Origin of the sequence: Formosa sp. A9 (assembly GCF_051200825.1) — a bacterium.
Taxonomy (GTDB): Bacteria; Bacteroidota; Bacteroidia; order Flavobacteriales; family Flavobacteriaceae; genus Formosa.
Genome location: NZ_CP195158.1, coordinates 2,644,157 through 2,665,600 on the forward strand (window position 1 = coordinate 2,644,157; position 21,444 = coordinate 2,665,600).

Below are 21,444 nucleotides of genomic sequence, written 5' to 3' on the forward strand. Positions count from 1 at the left end.
AACCATAACCTAAAACGCCCCGAGCATGTTGTCTCGGGGCGTTTTTAATTTGTTGAATTTTATTAAGCCTACTGTTTTACAGTTTTCAATAACTCTTGGAAAGTGACTTTAGTTTGTTCGCCCGACGTCATGTTTTTTAGGGTAAACATCTCCGATTGTATTTCTTCTTCGCCTACAAGAACAACAAAAGGAATAGTTCTTTTGTTAGCGTAATTCATTTGTTTTTTCATCTTGGCAGCATCTGGATATAATTCGGCATTTACACCAACCGCCCTTAACTTTTTAATAGCCTGTAAACAACCTAAAGCTTCGGTATTTCCAAAATTAATAAACAATACCTCTACATTTTTATTTACTGTTACAGGAAATAATTGTAATTCTTCTAACACCAAATAAATACGGTCTAGACCAAAACTAATTCCAACACCACTAACATCTTTTAAACCGAAAATTCCAGTTAAATCATCGTAACGGCCACCGCCGCCTATAGATCCCATTTGCACTGTCTTTGGCGCAGCAACTTCAAAAATAGCACCTGTATAATAGTTTAGACCTCTAGCCAATGTAACGTCTAACTGCAATGTTGCGGTTTTTAGGCCCAATTCCACTATTGCAGAATTTATAAACTCTAATTCTTCGATACCTTTTTTACCTTCTTTAGATGTACTCAAGATATCACCCAAAACAGCAATTTGTGCTTCAAAAGTACCAGAAAGCGAGAATAAAGGTTGCATTTTAACGATGCCCTCTTCTGGAATTCCTTTGCTTAACATTTCTTCCTTTACTTTCTCCTCTCCTATTTTATCCAGTTTATCTAAAGCTACTGTAAAGTCGATTAACTTGTCTTTGGCACCGATAACTTCGGCGATTCCTGATAATATTTTACGGTTGTTAATTTTAATCGTAACACCTTCCAGTTTCAAACCTGTAAACACAGCATCGTACAACTGCACAAACTCTACTTCCTGCCATAACGAATTAGAACCTACCACATCGGCATCGCATTGGTAAAACTCTCTAAAACGTCCCTTTTGAGGTCTATCAGCACGCCATACTGGTTGCATTTGGTAGCGTTTAAACGGAAATTCAATCTCGTTTTGATGTTGTACCACATAACGCGCAAACGGCACGGTTAAATCGTAACGCAGGGCTTTTTCGGAGATATTTGATGTTAATTTAGCAGCATCTTTTTCTGCATACAATGCATCATCAACCTTATTCAAAAAATCCCCAGAATTCAAAATCTTAAAGATTAACCGGTCACCTTCATCACCATATTTTCCCATTAAAGTTTCAGAATTCTCGAAACTAGGTGTTTCGATAGGCTGAAATCCAAAAGTTTCAAACACCTGTTGTATGGTATTAAAAATATATTGACGTTTTGCGACTTGCTCTGGGTTAAAATCTCTTGTACCTTTAGGAATGCTTGGTTTTTGTGCCATTTACTTTAAAATTTGAGCACAAATATCTAAATTTTTAAGGTGACTTAATAAGATATTTTAATTTTATAGTAACTTTATTCGGTTTTAGGAGTCTTACATTACAAACACCAAACTTATACGCTAAATATATGTTTTCACTCGTTCGAGAAAATATCCGAATTGCCTTCGATTCTATAAAAAACCAATTACTGCGAACCATTTTAACGGTTTTAATTATTGCCATTGGCATTACTGCTTTAGTTGGTATTTTAAGTGCGGTTTCGGCATTAGAGAATACCATTTCCAGTGATTTTTCGTCTATGGGAGCCAATACATTTAATATTCAGCGTTATAAATTTACAGCCCGCCAACAAGGTGGGGATCGCCAAAAGGTGAATCCGATTATTAGTTACCAAAACATTCGTGATTTTGTAGCGCAATACGACTTCCCCTATACTAAAACATCGGTGTCTTTTGTAGGAAGTTCGACAGCCGAAGTTAAGTTTGAAAATAAAAAAACCGATCCTGAAGTTACTGCCATTGGAGCCAACTCTCATTTTATACAAAATTCTGGTTTGGAGGTAGATTTGGGACGTGAATTTAATGCCCTTGAAGTTGAAAACAATTCGAATGTATGTATTATTGGTAGCGACTTGGTTAAAGCCTTATTTAAAGACGATAACCCCATAGATAAAACCATTAGCGTAAGAGGTTTTAAATTTAAAGTGATAGGCACCTTAAAATCTAAAGGCGCCACCTTTGGAAACAATCAGGATCTAAGGGTTATAATTCCGCTTCAAAAAGCGCGCTCAATTTTCACCAATGCTAATATTAATTATGCTTTAAGTATTATGGTAGAAAACAAGGAGATGTTAGAAGGCGCTCAAGATGATGCCATTATTACCTTTAGAAATATACGAGGATTAAGCCCAATAGAGGAAAACAATTTTGGTATAGAGCGTAGCGACGATTTAATAAACCGCATTGGGTCCATTACTGGCATACTATCTACAGCGGCGTGGGTAATTAGTATTATCACTATTTTAGGGTCTTCTATAGCACTAATGAACATTATGCTGGTATCGGTAAGCGAGCGCACACGAGAAATTGGTGTTAGAAAAGCTTTAGGTGCCAAACAAAGCACCATTGCTTTTCAATTTTTTATAGAAACCATTATTATTGGTCAGTTTGGCGGTTTATTAGGTATGCTGTTAGGTGTACTACTAGGTCTTGGGTTTGCCGCGGCAGTAGATTTTAAATTTAGCATTCCGTGGGCTGCCATGATTTGGGCTAGCTTTATTACGTTTGTTGTAGCTATTATTTCGGGATCTTATCCCGCTTCTAAAGCAGCAAAATTAGATCCGATTGAATCGTTACGTTACGAATAATTAGTTATCAGAATTTACCAAATCGTTGAAATAGTTATAGAGTTCGCCTTTTGTAATAATGGCTCCTTGCTGAATAAGATTAAAAATATCTAAATTTTTATCTTCACCATAGGTTTTATTGGCTTGTAAAAACTCAACATTATCGTCTAATAAATTATTTCGCAACCAGTCGAAACCTTCTTTTGTTGCCAAATCTTTATCGTTTTTTAACTGAATGGCTACTAAATGCATGTTAGTTTCCCCTATTGCAAATAAATGCATGTGTTGCCCAGATATGTGCTCCAGATATTTTACTTGGCCTAAAACGCCTTCCCATACCAAATCGCTAAACACATCTAATTCTTGCTCGGCTACTTCGGGTGTATTGGCTTTTATATCGGCCCACTCGCTGGCATCAATAGATTGTGTTGCCAAAAAGTTAATAAACTCTGGGTGCAATTCTTCAAACTGCTCTTTGGTAAGTCTAGAATATTTCATTTTTGATACTTTTTTAAATTAAAAAAACCGTCTAGACGTATCTAAACGGTTTCAAATTATATACTACTTTTTAAATTAGTTAGCTTGAGCAACTACTTCAAAAGGTAAATCTACAGTTACAGTTCTGTGTAAACGAACGGCAGCATTATACTTACCAGTACGTTTTACAGTAGCAACAGTGATGAATTTTTTATCGATAGCATGACCAGCTTTTTCTAAAGCATCGGCTACGTCGATATTATTTACAGAACCAAATAATTTATCGCCTGCACCTACTTTTGCTGATATTTTAACCTCTAAAGCTTTTAACGCTTCAGCAATTTTATTAGCATCATCAACAATTTTTTGTTCTTTAAAAGCTCTTTGCTTTAAGTTTTCTGCTAAAACTTTCTTTGCAGATACTGTAGCCAAAATAGCTTTTCCTGTTGGAATTAAAAAGTTTCTACCATAACCGTTCTTAACTGTTACAACATCGTCTTTAAATCCTAAATTTTCAACGTCTTGTTTTAATATAAGTTCCATTGTTATCGGTATTTTATTTTAATAAATCTGCTACGTATGGCATTAACGCTAAGTGACGCGCTCTTTTTACTGCTACAGATACTTTTCTTTGGTATTTTAAAGAAGTTCCTGTTAAACGACGAGGTAAAATTTTACCTTGCTCGTTTACAAACTTTAATAAGAAATCTGGATCTTTGTAATCTACATATTTAATACCAGATTTTTTGAAACGACAATATTTCTTTTGCTTGTTAGTTTCAATATTTAAAGGCGTTAAGTATCTAATCTCTCCGTCTTTTTTTCCTTTTGCTTGTTGTTCTATAGATGACATAATTACGCTTTTTGTTTTAATTTAGCTCTTCTTCTCTCTGCCCATGAAACAGCATGCTTGTCTAATTTCACAGTTAAGTAACGCATAAAACGCTCATCACGTCTAAATTCTAACTCTAACTGGTTAATAATATCTCCAGCTACAGTAAATTCAAATAAATGGTAAAAACCACTTTTCTTGTTTTGAATTGGGTAAGCTAATTTTTTAAGTCCCCAATCTTCTTTAGATATCATCTTAGCACCGTTAGAAACAAGAAAATCTTCGTATTTCTGTACTGTTTCCTTTATCTGAGCCTCAGATAAAACGGGATTTAAGATGAAAACAGTTTCATAATGATTCATATTCAAATCTATTTATTGTTAAAAATGGCTGCAAAATTAAGTGTTTTTATTAAATATTACAAATAGATTAAACAAAATTAAAAATCGTTATTTGAGATGTTAACGAAAACAAAAAAAATACGCTTTATCGGTTTTTTTTTGTTTTTTATCCGATTTATTTGTACTATTGTCGATATCTTAACCGCAATACTGAAATGTTATGACTTTAAACTGTGTAGTAGTAGACGACTCGGCAATCCAAAGATTGTCCATTGTAAAGTTAATAGAAAACCACCCTGCGCTTAACTTAATCGCAGAATATAGCAGCGCGCTAGAAACAAAAAACGGACTAAACACACACAAAGTAGACCTTATCTTTTTAGATATTGAAATGCCTGTTTTAAACGGCTTCGAACTACTTGACGTACTAAACAACAAACCGCAAATTATTTTTGTAACTGGTAAAACCGAATACGCTTTTAAGGCATTCAATTACGATGCTACAGACTATTTAAAGAAGCCTATTACAAGAGAGCGCTTTATGGTTGCCGTAGAAAAAGCTATAGAGCACCATAAATTAAAACTAGATTTTAACGAAGCCGAAGGCGAACATATTTTTGTAAAAAGCAATCTTAAAAAACGTAAAGTTTATATTAACGATATAAAATGGATTGAAGCACTTGGCGATTACGTAAAATTAGTTACCGAAGAGAATAGCCTTGTTGTACTTTCTACCATGAAAGCTTTTGAACAAGAATTACCTGAAGGTAAATTTTTAAGAATACACAAATCTTACATTGTAAACTTAGATAAGATAGACCGATTTAACAGCAAAAATGTTGAAGTTGGTTCTTACGAAATTCCTTTAAGCAGAAACAAAAAGACACAACTTATAGATGCTTTAAACAGCATTTAATACGTATCTACATTACAGATTAACCTTACAGATCTAAAGTCTTTAATATTCATAAAGCTATTGTTAATTTTTACAATAGCTTTTTTTGTACTCCCTAACGATTGCTTTGGAGGTATTTTAATTAATATCTGTTTATGAAATTGATTGCGTATTCTAGACACTAACGGATCTTCTGGTCCCAGAACATAATCTCCAAAAACCTGTCGCAACGCTGTTCCTAACCAGTTGGACGCCGTGTTTACCCTATTAAAATCTTTGTGGCGTAAGGTTATTTTTATTAATCGATATATAGGTGGGTATTTAAAATTGTACCTATCGTCCATTTGCTCTTTAAACATTGCAGCATAATTATTTGTAGACACTTGCTGTAATATATTATGATATGGATTATACGTTTGAATAAGCACTTTACCCTGTTTATCGGTTCTGCCCGCACGCCCAGACACTTGCGATAATAACTGAAAACTGCGTTCATGCGCTCTAAAATCTGGAAAATTCAATAAATTATCGGCGTTCATAATACCCACTAAAGCCACATTTCTAAAATCTAAGCCTTTGGTTAACATTTGCGTACCTACAAGAACATCTATCTCTTGCTGCTCGAAAGCGGTAATTATTTTTTCGTAACCGTATTTTCCTCTAGTAGTATCTAAATCCATGCGCCCCACTTTCACATTCGGAAACAACACTTTCACCTCCTCTTCTACCTGCTCGGTTCCAAAACCTTTCGTATCTAGATCGGTATCGCCACAAGCCTGACATTTTACTAGCATAGCCATATTATAACCACAATAATGACATCGCAACTGCCTTCTGTAGCTATGATAGGTTAAACTTACATCGCAGTTAGGACATTGCGGAGAATGCCCACAAGTATTACATTCGACTATCGGTGAAAATCCGCGACGGTTTTGAAATAAAATCACCTGACTTCCCACTTCAAACGTATCGGCCATAGCTTCAATTAACCTATCGCTAAAATGACCTTTCATTAATTTGCGCTTGTGCTTGTCTTTAATATCTACCAATTCGATATCTGGCATTAACACATTATTGTAACGCTTAGTAATTTCTACCCAACCATATTTATGCTGTTTCGCATTAAAATAGGTTTCTAAACTTGGTGTCGCCGAACCCAACAACACTTTCGAGGTATGCAGTTTAGCCAAAACCACAGCCGTATCTCTTGCATGATATCTCGGTGCTGGATCGAATTGCTTGAACGATTGCTCATGCTCTTCATCTACAATGATTAATCCTAAATTTTGAAACGGTAAAAAGATAGAAGACCGCGCCCCCAAAACAATCCTTGCTTTACTGCTATTGTTAAGCACATTATTCCAAACTTCTACGCGCTCTTGTGCTGTATATTTGGAATGAAAAATAGCAACTTGTTCTCCAAAATAATCTTGCAGCCTATTTACTAACTGGGTCGTTAATGCTATTTCTGGCAACAAATATAACACCTGTTTACCTTGGGCAATAATCTGTTCGATTAGTTTTACATAAACTTCTGTTTTTCCTGAAGCCGTTACCCCATGAAGCAATACAACATCTGTGTTAGTAAAATGAGTTTTTATTTGAGATAAAGCTTCGGCTTGTTTCTCATTCAATTGTTTTGAATCTGCTATAACCTCTCCCTGAAATTCTACACGATCGGTTTGAATGTGATATAACTCTAAAATTTCCTTATCGACGAGCGCATTAACAACTGCTGTTGAAGTCCCACTTTGCTCTACCAAATCGGTTACTTTAATGCCTTTTTTAGTTTGAGCTGACAGTTGAAACAAATGCATAACCACATCGCGTTGTTTTGGCGCACGACTCAACTCTTCTAATAAATGTTGCAAGCCTGCTTGGGTTGTATGTTTGCTTTGTAACTTAACATACTTAACAAGTTTTGGTTTATACTTCTCGAAGACTTCTTCTTGTACCACAATGGCTTCTTTTTCCAAAAGCCGTTTAATGATAGGAAAAACCTGCTTTTTATCAACTATACTTACAATATCTTGCAAGCGCAAAGACGACTGATGATGCAAGGCTTCGTATATTAAAAATTCATCATCCTTTAAATCAGTATCATTTATGGTGATGTTAGAATTTTTGCTAATTAATGTTTCGCTCTCTAGCACAAATGCATTTGGTAATGCTGCACGCATCACATCTCCAACTGTACACAGATAATACGATGCCATCCACTCCCACAACTTTAACTGTATAGTTGTTACAATAGGTGTTTCATCTAAAATTTGATGAATTTGTTTGGCCTCATAGATAACCGGCGGTGTATTATGAATTTGTTTTACAATAGCCGTGTACACTTTAGATTTTCCGAATGGAACCGCTACGCGCATGCCTGGTTTTATAAAATCTGATTCTGCTTGAGTGATACTATACGTAAACAGATTTTCTATTGGAATAGGAAGAATAACATCTATAAAATACTGCATAACTTTAGTAGCTTTTTCGGAGTTGCCTTAACGATACGTTTAATTCGTAACCTAACAAAATAATATTTGCATTTAACCACAAATAAAACATTAAAATAAGTAATGCCCCAATAGAACCGTAAAGCTCGTTATATCTCGAAAATTTTTCGATATATACCCCAAATAAATACGACAAACATACAATGAGTATGGTTGTTAATAAAGCGCCTTCCGAGAAAAATTTACTATACTTTCCCTCCCGCGTTCCAAAATAATATAAGGTTGCTGTAGTGAGATAGACCATAATTATTCCGAACACATATTTTGAAACATTTACCCATATAATACCGCGGTCGCCCACCTCTACACCTTGGTGTTCTAATGTACTAAACAAATTACCGAGCACATAAATTTCTACAAATCCAAAACCTGCAACGGTAATAATAACCAGTAATGCTATAATTAACGACACTCCCAAAGCATATAAATATTGCCTAAAAACACTTCTGGATAGCTCGGAATGGTAAGAACTCTCGAATGCTGAAAACACAGCACTAACGCCATTCGCCATTAAAAAAATAGACAATAAAAATACTGTAGACAACAATCCGCCACGCTCTGAGCTATCAATATTTTCAAAAATATTCTTAAAGAAAAATTCTGAAGTTGTTGGCGGTAAAAACGATTCTAAGAATTCCAAAAATTCAGCTTTAAATCCATCTATAGGTATATGGGGTATCAGTATTAAAATAAACAGCAAAAAAGGAAAAATAGCCATAAAAAAATTAAATGCTATGGCACTGGCACGCGAGGTTAAGGCCCCTTTAAAAATTCCTGTAATGTACAGCTCTAACAAATCGTATAAAGACAAGCCTTCTAACCCTGGTAGTTTTAAAGTTTTAAAAAACCTTACTAAATATTTAACTCCCGGAATTTGTTCTAGTTTATCTTCTATAGGTTTTGTCATGTTAAACCGCTTTCAGGCTTAAATCCATGTTATACACCGAATGCGTTAAGGCTCCAGACGAGATATAATCTACACCACATTCTGCATACTTCCTTAATGTTTGCTCGTTAATACCGCCAGAGGATTCTGTTTGGCATTGGTTACCAATTAACTTTACAGCTGTTCTCGTGTCTTCGTAGTTAAAATTATCTATAAGTATGCGGTGTACACCTTCGTATTTTAATATTTCCTTTATTTCGCCTAAAGATCTTGCTTCTACAATAATTTTTAAATCTTTATTATTGGCCTCTAAATAGGCTTTAGTTTTAGTAATGGCTGGGCCAATACCTCCCGCAAAATCGATATGATTGTCTTTTAACATAATCATGTCGTACAAAGCAAACCTATGGTTTTCTCCACCTCCTATTTTCACCGCCCATTTTTCTAAAGCACGAATACCTGGCGTGGTTTTTCGGGTGTCCAGAATTTTTGTCCCCGTTCCCTCAAGTAACCCGACATACTTTTTTGTTTTACTGGCAATAGCACTCATACGCTGCATGGCATTTAAGACCAAACGTTCGGCTTTTAAAATAGATTGCGAAGCGCCTTCAACATAAAACACTATATCGTTATGTTTTACTTGTGCTCCATCGTTAATTAAGGTATCGACTTTTAAATTGGCATCGACATAATTAAACACGAGTTTCGCAAACTCTACACCAGCAATAACGCCTTGATCTTTAACCAAAAGTTTAGCTTTCCCTTTTGCAGATTCAGGAATACAAGCCAACGAACTGTGGTCGCCATCGCCTACATCTTCTCGAATAGCGTTTGTAATTATGCCTTCTATTTCTATATCGAATTGTGCTTTACTTATCATGTTTGTAGTTTCATGCTAAATTACTAATTGCTTACGAAAAAAAGCAGGTATTTGTAAGTTAAAAAATTTCTAAACTACCTTTACCTTCTCTAACTATTAAAGGTTCAAACTCCGAAAAATCGATAATTGTAGACGCTGTATTATCGCCGTAACCACCATCAATCACCAAATCGACCAAATTATCCCATTTTTCTAAAATTAATTCTGGGTCTGTTGTATACTCTATCACCACATCTTCATCGCGAATAGAAGTAGACACTATAGGATTACCTAATTGTTTTACAATTTCCAAAGCAATTTTATTATTCGGCACACGAATTCCGACAGTCTTTTTTTTCTTAAAAACCGATGGCAAGGTTTTGGCTCCTGGCAAAATAAACGTATAAGGCCCCGGCAATGCCCGTTTAAGCACTTTAAATGTAGAAGTATCTATCTGCTTTACGTAATCGCTTAAATTACTTAAATCGTGACAGATAAACGAAAAATTAGCTTTTTCTAACTTCACACCTTTAATCCTTGCAATACGCTCCAAAGCCTTGGTATTGGTGATATCGCAGCCCAAACCGTAAACAGTATCCGTGGGGTAAATAATGAGTCCGCCGCGCTGTAAAACCTCAACAACTTTTTTTATTGCTTTAGGATTCGGATTTTCTTCATAAATTTTTAATAATTCGGCCATAATAAGTATCTTGTAGAATCGTTTACAAAGTAATTAATATTTTTGTATGAAGCCAATCAAAATTTTATTCCTATGCGTTGTTATTGCTGTTACTACATGGTCTTGTAGTTCTGATGCTAGCAACGACGTAAGTGAATATATTGATTTGGAAGCAGCAACCCAATTAGATGTAGCCTACGGCGATCACGAATCGCAAGTGTACGACATCTATTTACCTGCACATCGCGACGAAACCTCCAAAACTTTAATTTTGATTCATGGTGGTGGTTGGACTTCTGGCGATAAAAAAGATATGAATGGTTTTGTTGAACTTGTAAAAAGTGACCTGCCCAACATGGCCATTGTAAACATGAACTATCGCTTGGCCAACGAAGCTGCTGAAGCTTTTCCTATGCAAATTAACGATGTTACAGGTGTTGTTAATCATGTAAAATCTAAACTAAACGATTATCAAATCTCTGATGATTTCGGACTTATTGGTACCAGTGCTGGAGCCCATTTAGCGTTATTATGGAGCTATGGTTACGATACAGATAATGATGCCAAAATGGTTTGCAGCATTGTTGGCCCAACAAATTTTACAGACCCCGCTTATTTAGAAAATGAAAATATAGCCCTCTTACAAGATATTTACGGTATAGAAATTTCCACAGATTTACTGGAAATTTTAAGCCCATACCACCAGGTAACTACCGAAGCGCCTCCTACAATTTTATTTTATGGTGGTAAAGACCCGCTTATACCTGTAAGTCAAGGTAGCATGCTGCAAAGTAAATTACAAGAATTGGGGGTTATGCACGAGTATACACTTTATCCCGATGCTGCCCATGGCTGGGCGGGATTAGAATTGCTAGACACGTGGTCTAAGCTAAAGACTTTTATTAAAGCCCATTTAGAAGACTAAATTACTACTACAACAGGCTTTTTAATGTGCATTAAAAATTGGCTTCACTTACCCAATCACTTCAAGTTTTGCAAAACGCAGTAATAGTTTTTTATTGCCTCCGTTTTCAAATTTAATTTCGGCTTTGGTATCGGCTCCTACACCTTCAATTTTTATAACTTCCCCTCTTCCAAACCTTAGGTGTTTTACAACAGTTCCTGCAACCAATTTATTATCGAATAAATTAGCTGCTCCCGCTGTTGAACCTGATTGACTAAGTGGTTTTAAATTTTTAGGCTGACTAACCTGAAACTTTTCCGGTTCTTTTTTTACCACATTACCTTTCTTTTGAATAGGCAATTGCTTGGCTGGTTTAAATCGGATATTACTTGCACTTGGTACATCGGCATCTCCAAAAATATTAGCATCCAGCATCGGGTTTACGCGACGTTCTTCTATAGGAGTAAGAATATCTAAATACTGCTCGTCTATTTCTTGGATAAAGCGGCTCGGATCCGAATCTACCAATTTCCCCCAGCGATAACGCGATAAGGCATAAGTTAAATACGCCTGTTTTTCGGCTCGGGTTAATGCCACATAGAACAAACGTCGTTCTTCTTCCAGCTCGCTACGTGTATTCATACTCATAGCACTCGGGAATAAATCTTCTTCGAGACCAACAATATAGACATACGGAAACTCCAATCCTTTAGCCAAGTGAATGGTCATTAAAGCCACGCGGTCGTCTTCGCCCTTATCGTTATCCAAATCGGTTGCCAAAGCGACATCTTCTAAAAATTCGGTTAACGAACCTGTGGTATCTGCCAACTCTTTTTGCTCTTCAACAAAATCTTTAATACCGTTTAAAAGCTCTTCAATATTTTCAACTTTTGCGACTCCTTCTGGCGTGGTATCTTTACTGAACTCTTTTACTAAGCCTGTTGTTTTGGTAACATGATCGGCCAACTCGAAAGCATCGACACCTTGATTCATCACCTGAAAACTTTCGACCATCGTTACAAAATCCTTCAACTTATTTCGTGTTCCTGAATTGATTTTAATATCGGTTTTATCGATATTTTTCATCACTTCAAAAATAGAACGCTTGTAACCATTGGCAGCAATCACTAATTTATCGATAGTCGTTTGTCCAATGCCTCGCGGTGGAAAATTGATTACACGTTTTAAAGCTTCCTCATCGGCTGGATTGATAATGATGCGTAAATACGATAAAATATCTTTGATTTCTTTACGCTGATAGAATGATAATCCGCCATAAATACGATACGGAATATCGCGCTTACGTAAAGCATCTTCCATGGCTCGCGACTGCGCGTTGGTACGATACAAAATGGCAAAGTCGCTGTTATTTAGCTGTTCGTTCATTTTGTGTTCAAAAATCGAACTCGCCACATAACGCCCTTCTTCCCCATCGGTCATGGAACGATTCACTTTTATTTTCCCACCTTCATCGTTTGCCGTCCAAACCACTTTATCGAGTTTGGTTTGGTTTTTATCGATAATGGAATTTGCTGCGTTAACGATATTTTTCGTAGATCGATAATTCTGCTCCAAACGGAACAATTTCACATTATCGTAATCCTTTTGAAAATTTAAAATGTTATTAATGTTAGCACCTCGGAAGGCATAAATACTCTGTGCATCGTCGCCCACCACACAAATATTCTGAAAACGATCGGACAAAGCGCGCACAATTAAATACTGCGAATGGTTGGTATCTTGGTACTCGTCTACCAAAATGTAACGAAAACGGTCTTGGTACTTAGCTAACACATCTGGAAAACGTGTTAAAAGCTCGTTGGTTTTCAGCAATAAATCATCAAAATCCATCGCCCCCGATTTAAAACAGCGTTCTACATATTCCTTATAAATATCGCCTAACCTAGGGCGTCTTGCTGCTGTATCGGCCTCTATTAATTCTGGGTTTTGAAAATAGGCACGTACCGTAATTAAGTTGTTTTTATACGAAGAGATTCTAGAAAACACCTGCTTGTATTTGTAGATGTCTTTATCTAAGCCCATTTCTTTAATAATAGACGAAATTAAACGCTGGGAATCCTGTGCATCGTAAATGGTGAAATTACTAGGATAACCCAAACGGTCGGCTTCAATACGTAAAATCTTTGCAAAAATAGAGTGAAAAGTTCCCATCCATAAATTTTTCGCTTCACTAGGTCCCACGATAGCCGCAATACGTTCTTTCATTTCGCGTGCTGCCTTATTGGTAAAGGTTAGCGATAAAATATTAAATGGATCTACCCCCTGATGCATTAAATACGCTATTCTATAGGTAAGTACACGGGTTTTTCCAGATCCGGCACCGGCTATAACAATCATAGGACCATCTTTTTGGATGGTAGGTGCTAACTGCGCTTCGTTTAACTGACTTAAATACTTCTCCAAACTTCTTAAACTTTAGGCCGTAAAATTAACCTTTGTTAAGCGGAAATGTAAATAGTTTTATTAATAATTATAAACATCAGTTTTTACGATTAATAAAAGACTCTTTTAAACCTTCTTCTACATTTTTCCAGATAAAGTTAAACACCGATTTTGTTTTATCGCGTACCACCTTATTTTGGTGGTGTACAAAATTACCGTTTTCGTGCTTAGAATCTTTATGGATAAAAATATTAGCCAATCCAGATAACAATTTATCTTTTTGATGGCGTTTATTTAAAACATGCACTTTAATGTTATCGTACTTCACATCGAATGTAAATCGCGACCGATCTAAATTACCATGAATCGTGGTATAAATTTTATTAAAAACACCTTCTACCCGTATGTTTAAATTAGTTTCTACAAAGGTATTTAAGCGGTAAGCAGGCAATCTGCCAATGTCTGCTTTAAACTCGAATTCATCCTGTTGGTTATTCACATCAAAAGTCCATACAGCATGTATTGGAGCAGTTTTCATAAAGTTGGCATTTACATCAATTTCTGTTTTAGTTGGCGCAGTATAGGTGTTGCTTATGTTTTTGATTTTAGCATTAAAATTATCGAATGTTATCTCGCCTGCATGCTTGCCGTATTTTATTTTTTCTTGGTAAGCAATATCACCACTATTTAACAGTAACGTATCTAAGGTTAAATCGAAACTTAAATCGCGTAACATTTTACTGTAGAGCGGTTTAATTGAAGTATCGTCTGCGACCAATTTATCGCGAAAGATTTCTAAAATAGGACGTTCTAATTGCACTTCTGGACTCTTAAAATAAAATCGCTTATTTACAAAGCCAAATTCTGGAGTGTTTATAATAATATTGTCTACTGCAAGATTAAAATGATCGCGTTCTTTTTTTATGATTTTAGACAATTCTTGCTTAGAGTATATGGTATTGAATTCTACGTCGTTTATCTGCCACGCTTTGTTAGATAAAATCATATTTTTAATACGTATTTTCTCGAATTCTCCCACCTGAAAAGCCAAAGAGTCTGTAGTAATTTTGTAATCGGAATATTGTATAGGAATACTACTTAAAGCCGTTTCTTGATTAAAAAGCAAATGATTAATTTCAAAATTAACGCCTTTTGTATTTAAATAAATAGAATCTTTAGAACCTTGAAAAATTGTAACTTTCGCATCGTTAAGATTAAAATGATCTATCACTATCGTTTTACTAAAATTGTTTAGTCCCGATTTGGAATCTGACGAAGTTTTGGTAGCTAACGAATCTTTTTTTATGTATGTAAATTCTGGTTTTTGTAAAATCAATTCGGTTAAATGAATTTTATTGTAAACCAAATACTCCCAAAACTTAACATCTTCAACAATAAAATCCTGTAATTTAATATGAAATTGAAGCTTATTTTTTGTCTCTTCGGTAATAACCACCTCTGGCTTGGTAACTTGTAAAGTGCCTTCAATAACATCGACCTTTAAATCCTGGTAATTAAACGCCACAGTTTTGGGTAAAGTCTTTACTGTTTTTTCTAATTGATGCTTCACAATATTATCGGCATAAAAATACAAGCCAGCTAATAGTATTGCCACAACAACTAAAATAACTCCGAATACTTTAAATAGTTTACGCTTCATTAGGTTACAGATGATTCTTATACCAAAATAGTTAAAAGATTTGTAACTGCAGTATTTAATTATTAGGTTTTATATCTGTCGTATTTCTTTTGTCTTGGTCTTATTTTAAATATATTTACTGCTACCTAAAAATTTGAAGGATATGAATTTAAGCAGTATTAGCTGGTGGGTCTGGTTTGTTATTGTACTTGTAGTTATAGCGATTCGAGATGTTTTTATTCAGAAAAAACACACCATTAGCCACAATTTCCCTATCGTGGGCCACTTGCGATATTTATTGGAAAGTATAGGCCCTGAAATGCGACAATATTTTGTAGCAAATAACCGCGAAGAGCTACCTTTTAACCGTATAGAACGCGGTTGGATTTATGCTTCTTCTAAACACGAAAACAATTACGAAGGTTTTGGCACCGACCGCGATATTTATGCCATTCAGCATATTTTTATTAATAATGCCATGATTCCTTATAAACTTCAACCCAATCATCCTAATCTAACAGACAACACTTTTTTACCGTGTGCAAAAGTTATAGGCTTGCACCATAACAGGAAAAAACCGTTTAGGCCTGCTTCGGTAATTAACGTCTCTGCAATGAGCTTTGGTTCCTTATCGGCAAAAGCTGTCGAGTCTTTAAACAAAGGTATTAAAATGGCCGACGCTTACCATAATACTGGCGAAGGCGGACTATCTCCATACCACAGTTATGGGGGTGATGTAATTTTTCAAATAGGGACGGCTTATTTTGGTGTTCGTGATGACGACGGCAATTTTTCTATGGACAAGCTAGTGGCATTAGTTCACAACAATCCGTTTGTTAAGGCCATAGAAATAAAACTTTCGCAAGGAGCAAAACCAGGTAAAGGCGGCGTATTACCTGCTGCCAAAATCACCGAAGAAATTTCTAAAATAAGACATGTTCCTCTAGGCAAAGATGTGGTGTCTCCACCAAGCCATTCTGCTTTCGACGATATTCCTGGTCTTGTACAATTTATTGAAGACATTGCCGAAAAAACAGGTTTGCCAGTAGGCATTAAAGCTGCTATAGGAAAATTAGACCAATGGGAACAATTAGCCGATGTTATAAAAACAACAGGCAAAGGCCCCGATTTTATTACTGTAGATGGTGGCGAAGGTGGTACCGGTGCAGCCCCACCAAGCTTTGCAGATCATGTTTCGTTACCTTGGGTTTATGGATTTAGTGATTTGTACAAGCTCTTTTTAAGACGTGGTTTAACAGAACATATTGTATTTATAGGAAGTGGTAAACTAGGGTTTCCAGCCAAAGCTGCCATGGCCTTCGCTATGGGCGTAGATTGTATAAACGTAGCCAGAGAATCTATGATGAGTATAGGTTGTATACAAGCGCAAACCTGCCACACCAACAGATGTCCTGCTGGAGTAGCCACCCAAAGCAAATGGCTACAAAGTGGCATAGACCCAACCTTAAAATCTGTGAGATTGGCTCAGTATTTTAAAACTTTCAGAAAAGAATTTATAGAAATTACACATGCTGCCGGTTACGAGCATCCTTGCCAATTTACCATGAGCGATATAGATGTTAATGTAGATGATAAAAACCTTTCGGAAGAACTAGATAAAACCTATAAGTATCAAAAAACGGTTGTACCTTTTACCAGTATGCAGGACTTAAAAGATTGTCCTTATTTAGGCGGTAAAACAAAGAAAGAATCTGTTGCTATTTAACATCATTTTAAAACCCTTTCATTTTGCATTAACCGAAAAAAGCTAGTATGTTTGCTCTAAACCCAATATAATGAATCCAGAAAGCTTAATCAACTTACTTTTATATACCATTCCTGCATTAATTACAGGTTTAATTGCTTATTACTTTTTTAAAGAACACACCAAAAACGAAGACGGCAGAAGACGGTTTTTGCTAAAAAAAGACCTACAGGTAAACTCCATGCCTTTACGACTTCAAGCTTACGAACGTATGGCTTTGTTTTTAGAACGCATTACGCCTTCAAAATTATTAATTCGTGTACAACCAATGTCGGCCGATAAAACCGATTACGAAACGCTTTTAATAAATAGTATAGAACAGGAATTCGATCACAACTTATCGCAACAAATTTATATTAGCGATGAATGTTGGAATATAATTACAACTGCAAAAAATGCCACCATTCAGTTAATTCGTAAAGCGGCAATGTCTGAAAAAACAGATACCGCCAATAAGCTTCGTGAAGTAGTTTTAACCGAAATGATGGAAAAACGCGCGCCTAGCGATGCTGCTTTATCTTATATAAAAGAGGAAGTTAGCGACATGTGGTAGTTTAAGTTAAATCGTCTATACTGTCTTTTTCCGAAGGCACCCCATTAGAATGTTTCTGTTCAGCATAGTCGTACCCTTGTTTCCACCACTTTTCCATTAAAGGTTTACTAAAAATTAACGAATTTTCGGTTAATTGGGTTGGCGTGTAATACAGGTTTAATTTAACACCTTTATTTTTTGCCAGTAATTTTCCGATCACAATATCATGATGTTCTACCTGATCTAAAAGATGCCCAAATAAATTAAGCATTAAAGAAAACGGGTTTTTACCCAAAACCTTATTGTTTTCCATATTTTCGGACTCTAAAATAATGGCATCAATTTCGGTTGCGCCTCGGTTGATAGCTTCGCGAATTGGCACCACACAGGCAAAACCACCATCGGCATATTCGTAACCATCTACTTTGGCAATAGACATAAACGGAATATAATTACAGGAAATCCAAATCCATTCACAAAACGATTCGTAATCGTAATCTTTTATCGACTTATATTCCACCGTACTTTTAGACAGATTAGATACCGTGACAACAACATCTTCTTTGGTTGTTCTAAGCAGGTTAAATTCCGATTCTGTAAAATGTTTTTTAATATTGCGTTTCAGTGCTTTGCTTTCTCCAAATGTTCGTTTTCGTTTTATAAACTGAAGTATTGAATTCATGAAATTGATAGACACATACTCTCTATCTCCTTTTTTTCGCTGTACAAAAGGACTCACACTAAAAATATCGCGTTGCGTAACATTGGTGTACATGGTATGTAATTTGCTCAAGTTACCAGTAGCCAAATGCGGAATAAGCAAACTGCCTGTAGAAGTTCCTAAATACATATCGTATTTACGATCTTTTCGTTCTATTAAATATTGGGCAACGCCACCAGCAAAAGCACCTTTACTTCCGCCTCCCGAAATAACTAATGCTCTCATCCTTCTTCTATTTGACTCATTTCTTCGTTTCTATATTTAGCAAAATCAAAACCACTTTGCCACCAGCTTGTCATTTTTTCCTTATCAAAAATCAAGGAGTTTGTAGTTAAAACCGTAGGAGTATAATAAAAATGAATGATGGCATTGTTATGAGAAGCAACATACTTTCCTATTCTTATATTTTGTTTTTCAATACGGTCTAACATAAAAGCAAACATATTGGTTAATAAAGAAAATGCATTTAAAGAAGGCATTCTATTAAATTGTGTTATTTCGGTTTGTAAAATAATGGCATCAACCACGGTTGCTCCTCGCTTAATAGCTTCTTCTATTGGCACCATAGAGCCTAATCCACCATCGGCATACTCACAACCATTTTTTTTAACCAAACTCATAAACGGCGTATAATTACAAGATATCCAAATCCATTCGCAAAACTCATCGTAGTCGAAATCCTTTATAGATTTATATTCCACTTGATTAATAGACAAATTTGCCACAGTAACAACAACATCTATGTTACTATGCTTTAACTCAAAAAACTCGGCTTCTGTAAATACGCTTTTAATGAGTTTTTTTAAGTTGAAACTAGTACCAAATGTTTTACTTCCGTTAAGAATATTACGCAATACAGTTACATGATTTATTTTAATAGTTTCTATACCTTTTTTCTTTTTAATTAAAAATGGGCAACTACTAAAAATATCATCTTGAGTTACACTGGTATAAGCCGCTTTAATTTTATCTACTTTTTTAAGAGCTAAATGAGACGCTAATAAGCTACCGGTAGAGGTACCAATAACAATATCGTATTTATGCTTTTTATGCTCTAAAAGGTATTGTGCTACCCCACCGGCAAAAGCACCTTTACTCCCGCCTCCCGAAATAACTAATGCTCTCATTTTGTATGTGTTTCCTGTACTTGATTTATCAACTCTTGATAAGTCGGATCCTGTTGAAGCATTTGCAACATGGCCTTTGCCATTTTACTAAACCTCCAATTATGATGCTTGGTAGCTTCTATTAAATTTGTTATTGCTGTTTCATTAAATAGTTTTAGTAAATTAACATAATTGAAAGCCAACTCTCTTACCTCGAAACTGTACACAGGGCTAGTGTACCCTATCAATTCATTAATATAAGTGTAATTATTATTTGGCGCATACTCTGGAGTAGATAAGGCTAGAGCCAACCATAACTGCCGTATGTTCTTAGAGTTGAAACCTATACTATTCTTGGTTTTGTTTAAATAATAGCTACGACTAATAGGAAAATTAGACCACAAATTATATAAGGCCATTTCTTGGGTTTGATACGAGGGATCGTCTAATAAAGTTTCGTAGGCTGGTCTTAATGCTGATGGAATTTCAGTTAAAACTGAAGCTATGGTTTGCCGGACTTCGGTTCCGTTTTGTTTAATAACAGCTTCGGTAATCAGTTCGGGATGCGCACTGATTATTTGTTGCTTTTCAAAATAATATTTAGATGGATCTAACAAAAACGCCTTGTTATTATCTGCTACACAACTCAAATTATCGATATATTTTAAGTAGTAACTCATATCATCTTTTGTATTATTTAGCACAAAATCTGTAGGAAATGTTTCAGATTGAAGCCAGATTTCAAAAAACGCATCTAGATTCTTACCACTAGCCTGCTCTGCGGCTTTAATAAAATCTGAAGTATTTACATTTTGATATTGATGCGCAATTAAATAATTCTTTACAGCCGATTTAAATGCGACATCTCCAATTTCAGAACGCAAGGCATGCAATGTCCATGCTCCCTTTTTATAAAATGTTGTACTACTCGATTTCGGATTTAACAAAGCGGTACTTCCTCCGTTTTTATCTTGCGCTTCCAATTCTTTTGCATATTGGTATAATCGCATTTTATAATAATCTAAACCAAAAATATCGCGTTCTGCCAACAAGGCATAATAGGTTGCAAACCCTTCTTGCAACCAATGATCGGTACCTGAAACCTCGGTCACTAAATCGCCAAACCATTGGTGAGCCAACTCGTGCGCATTTACATTTACATAATTTCTATCGAAAAAGCCAATATCATCAACCATATAAGCATCCGAAAAAATGGTCGCGCTAGCATTTTCCATTCCTGCATACAGAAAATCCGAGACAGGAATTTGTTTATAATTTTGCCATGGGTAAGGCTCTCCAATTTCCGCCTCTAAAAAGTCGAACATCTGCTTGCTATATCGGTAAGTAGGCGCTACTTTTAACGAATCTTCTGGATAGTAATACAGTTCTATTGGCACACCTGTTTTAGAATACTCAGTGGTTTTATTATAGTTTCCTGCTGCCAATGCAAACAAATAATTGCTTATAGGCTTGTTAAATTGATACTTCCAAACCACTAAACTATCAGTTGCTGTTTGCGTTTTTAACTCGCCATTAGCAATTACGGTAAAGTCTTTAGGAAATTTCACCTGCAAATCTAAAGTAGTTTTCTCGTTCATATCATCAAAACTAGGCAACCAATTACTAGTGTATTTACCCTGCCCCTGTGTCCAAACTTGTGGTTTTCCACCATTGTTCCATCCTATAAAATACATGGCTTTTTTAGGCGCTGTTTGGTAGTGTAACTGAATGCTATTCGCTTGCGATTTTTGAAACTTGCCAATAAGCCATAATTTAGTATTGGTTGTATAATACTGTACCGAATCGCCATTAAATCTCACCTTTGCAATCTGCATATTTTGAGCATCTATAAAAATGGAATCGGAAGGCTTCAAAATATCAAACACATAATTTACCGCTCCCGAAACTTTATTGCGGTATGGATCAATTTCAAGATCAGCTTCTATCGATTTAAAATCTACAACATCCAGCTGTTGCGCCAACAGGTTCTGACTACATACAGCTATTGCAATAGTTACTAAGAATTTTAAATGTCTCATATCAAAAAAAAGGACATATACGGCTTAACTTGAACACATACACCTCCTTAATAATTATACAGTTTACA

Annotated in this window: 19 protein-coding genes; 5 read left to right on the forward strand and 14 right to left on the reverse strand. The window is 35.6% G+C overall.

The features are described 5' to 3' along the window. Positions 1–68: 68 nt before the first annotated feature. Positions 69–1,442, reverse strand: a complete 1,374-nt coding sequence (gene hisS / locus ACR9EA_RS11650) for a histidine--tRNA ligase (RefSeq protein ID WP_435133140.1) — start codon at positions 1,440–1,442, stop codon at positions 69–71. 128 nt (positions 1,443–1,570) lie between these two features. Between hisS and ACR9EA_RS11655 the strand changes: the two genes are divergently transcribed. Next, positions 1,571–2,809, forward strand: a complete 1,239-nt coding sequence (locus tag ACR9EA_RS11655; RefSeq protein ID WP_435133143.1) for an ABC transporter permease — start codon at positions 1,571–1,573, stop codon at positions 2,807–2,809. On the opposite strand, the gene ACR9EA_RS11660 is transcribed toward ACR9EA_RS11655, so the two are convergent. The 4 genes from ACR9EA_RS11660 to rpsF all read right to left on the reverse strand — a co-directional run bounded on the left by ACR9EA_RS11660 (position 2,810) and on the right by rpsF (position 4,459). After that, positions 2,810–3,286, reverse strand: coding sequence for a DUF6495 family protein (locus ACR9EA_RS11660; RefSeq protein ID WP_435133146.1), 477 nt, complete (start codon positions 3,284–3,286; stop codon positions 2,810–2,812). A 75-nt stretch (positions 3,287–3,361) separates the two neighbouring features. After that, positions 3,362–3,808, reverse strand: a complete 447-nt coding sequence (rplI, locus tag ACR9EA_RS11665; RefSeq protein ID WP_435133149.1) for a 50S ribosomal protein L9 — start codon at positions 3,806–3,808, stop codon at positions 3,362–3,364. Between the two features lie 13 nt (positions 3,809–3,821). Further along, positions 3,822–4,118: a 30S ribosomal protein S18 gene (rpsR, locus tag ACR9EA_RS11670; protein ID WP_435133150.1), complete on the reverse strand. Its 297-nt coding sequence runs from the start codon at positions 4,116–4,118 to the stop codon at positions 3,822–3,824. Positions 4,119–4,120: 2 nt separating this feature from the next. Beyond that, positions 4,121–4,459: a 30S ribosomal protein S6 gene (rpsF, locus tag ACR9EA_RS11675; protein ID WP_435133152.1), complete on the reverse strand. Its 339-nt coding sequence runs from the start codon at positions 4,457–4,459 to the stop codon at positions 4,121–4,123. Positions 4,460–4,658: 199 nt separating this feature from the next. Between rpsF and ACR9EA_RS11680 the strand changes: the two genes are divergently transcribed. Continuing rightward, positions 4,659–5,354 (forward strand): LytR/AlgR family response regulator transcription factor, encoded by a 696-nt coding sequence (locus ACR9EA_RS11680; protein ID WP_435133155.1) that lies wholly within the window; start codon positions 4,659–4,661, stop codon positions 5,352–5,354. Here ACR9EA_RS11680 and priA read toward each other — a convergent pair. From priA to ACR9EA_RS11700, 4 genes are read right to left on the reverse strand one after another with little or no spacing between them, the layout of a single operon-like run. Beyond that, positions 5,351–7,804, reverse strand: a complete 2,454-nt coding sequence (gene priA / locus ACR9EA_RS11685; RefSeq protein WP_435133157.1) for a replication restart helicase PriA — start codon at positions 7,802–7,804, stop codon at positions 5,351–5,353. The two genes, ACR9EA_RS11680 and priA, sit on opposite strands and share 4 nt — an antisense overlap. Before the next feature lie 4 nt (positions 7,805–7,808). After that, entirely contained in the window at positions 7,809–8,750 is a 942-nt protein-coding gene (locus ACR9EA_RS11690) for a YihY/virulence factor BrkB family protein (protein WP_435133159.1), read from the reverse strand. Position 8,751: 1 nt separating this feature from the next. Then, on the reverse strand, positions 8,752–9,609 hold the full coding sequence (gene nadC / locus ACR9EA_RS11695; RefSeq protein WP_435133162.1) for a carboxylating nicotinate-nucleotide diphosphorylase: 858 nt from the start codon (positions 9,607–9,609) through the stop codon (positions 8,752–8,754). A gap of 58 nt (positions 9,610–9,667) precedes the next feature. Continuing rightward, on the reverse strand, positions 9,668–10,288 hold the full coding sequence (locus tag ACR9EA_RS11700; RefSeq protein ID WP_435133165.1) for an L-threonylcarbamoyladenylate synthase: 621 nt from the start codon (positions 10,286–10,288) through the stop codon (positions 9,668–9,670). 46 nt (positions 10,289–10,334) lie between these two features. Here ACR9EA_RS11700 and ACR9EA_RS11705 point away from each other — a divergent pair, with 46 nt between their 5' ends. Further along, positions 10,335–11,192, forward strand: coding sequence for an alpha/beta hydrolase fold domain-containing protein (locus ACR9EA_RS11705; protein ID WP_435133168.1), 858 nt, complete (start codon positions 10,335–10,337; stop codon positions 11,190–11,192). 48 nt (positions 11,193–11,240) lie between these two features. Here ACR9EA_RS11705 and ACR9EA_RS11710 read toward each other — a convergent pair whose 3' ends face one another. Then, positions 11,241–13,595 carry an ATP-dependent helicase gene (locus ACR9EA_RS11710; RefSeq protein WP_435133170.1) on the reverse strand — a complete coding sequence of 785 codons (2,355 nt, stop codon included), beginning with the start codon at positions 13,593–13,595 and terminating at the stop codon, positions 11,241–11,243. A 76-nt stretch (positions 13,596–13,671) separates the two neighbouring features. Further along, entirely contained in the window at positions 13,672–15,234 is a 1,563-nt protein-coding gene (locus ACR9EA_RS11715) for a hypothetical protein (protein ID WP_435133172.1), read from the reverse strand. A gap of 142 nt (positions 15,235–15,376) precedes the next feature. On the opposite strand from ACR9EA_RS11715, the gene ACR9EA_RS11720 reads away from it, so the two are divergent. Further along, a complete protein-coding gene (locus ACR9EA_RS11720; protein WP_435133174.1) occupies positions 15,377–16,939 on the forward strand; it encodes an FMN-binding glutamate synthase family protein in 1,563 nt (520 codons plus the stop codon). Positions 16,940–17,009: 70 nt separating this feature from the next. Next, complete coding sequence (locus ACR9EA_RS11725) at positions 17,010–17,531, forward strand: hypothetical protein (RefSeq protein ID WP_435133176.1); 522 nt, start codon at positions 17,010–17,012, stop codon at positions 17,529–17,531. Position 17,532: 1 nt separating this feature from the next. On the opposite strand, the gene ACR9EA_RS11730 is transcribed toward ACR9EA_RS11725, so the two are convergent. From ACR9EA_RS11730 to ACR9EA_RS11740, 3 genes are read right to left on the reverse strand one after another with little or no spacing between them, the layout of a single operon-like run. Beyond that, the gene (locus ACR9EA_RS11730) at positions 17,533–18,456 is read right to left on the reverse strand and encodes a patatin-like phospholipase family protein (RefSeq protein ID WP_435133178.1); all 924 of its coding nucleotides are present in this window, start codon (positions 18,454–18,456) and stop codon (positions 17,533–17,535) included. Continuing rightward, positions 18,453–19,358: a patatin-like phospholipase family protein gene (locus tag ACR9EA_RS11735; protein WP_435133181.1), complete on the reverse strand. Its 906-nt coding sequence runs from the start codon at positions 19,356–19,358 to the stop codon at positions 18,453–18,455. The genes ACR9EA_RS11730 and ACR9EA_RS11735 overlap by 4 nt, the downstream gene beginning before the upstream one ends. Then, the gene (locus tag ACR9EA_RS11740) at positions 19,355–21,376 is read right to left on the reverse strand and encodes a M1 family metallopeptidase (RefSeq protein ID WP_435133184.1); all 2,022 of its coding nucleotides are present in this window, start codon (positions 21,374–21,376) and stop codon (positions 19,355–19,357) included. The genes ACR9EA_RS11735 and ACR9EA_RS11740 overlap by 4 nt, the downstream gene beginning before the upstream one ends. Between the last annotated feature and the right edge of the window lie 68 nt (positions 21,377–21,444).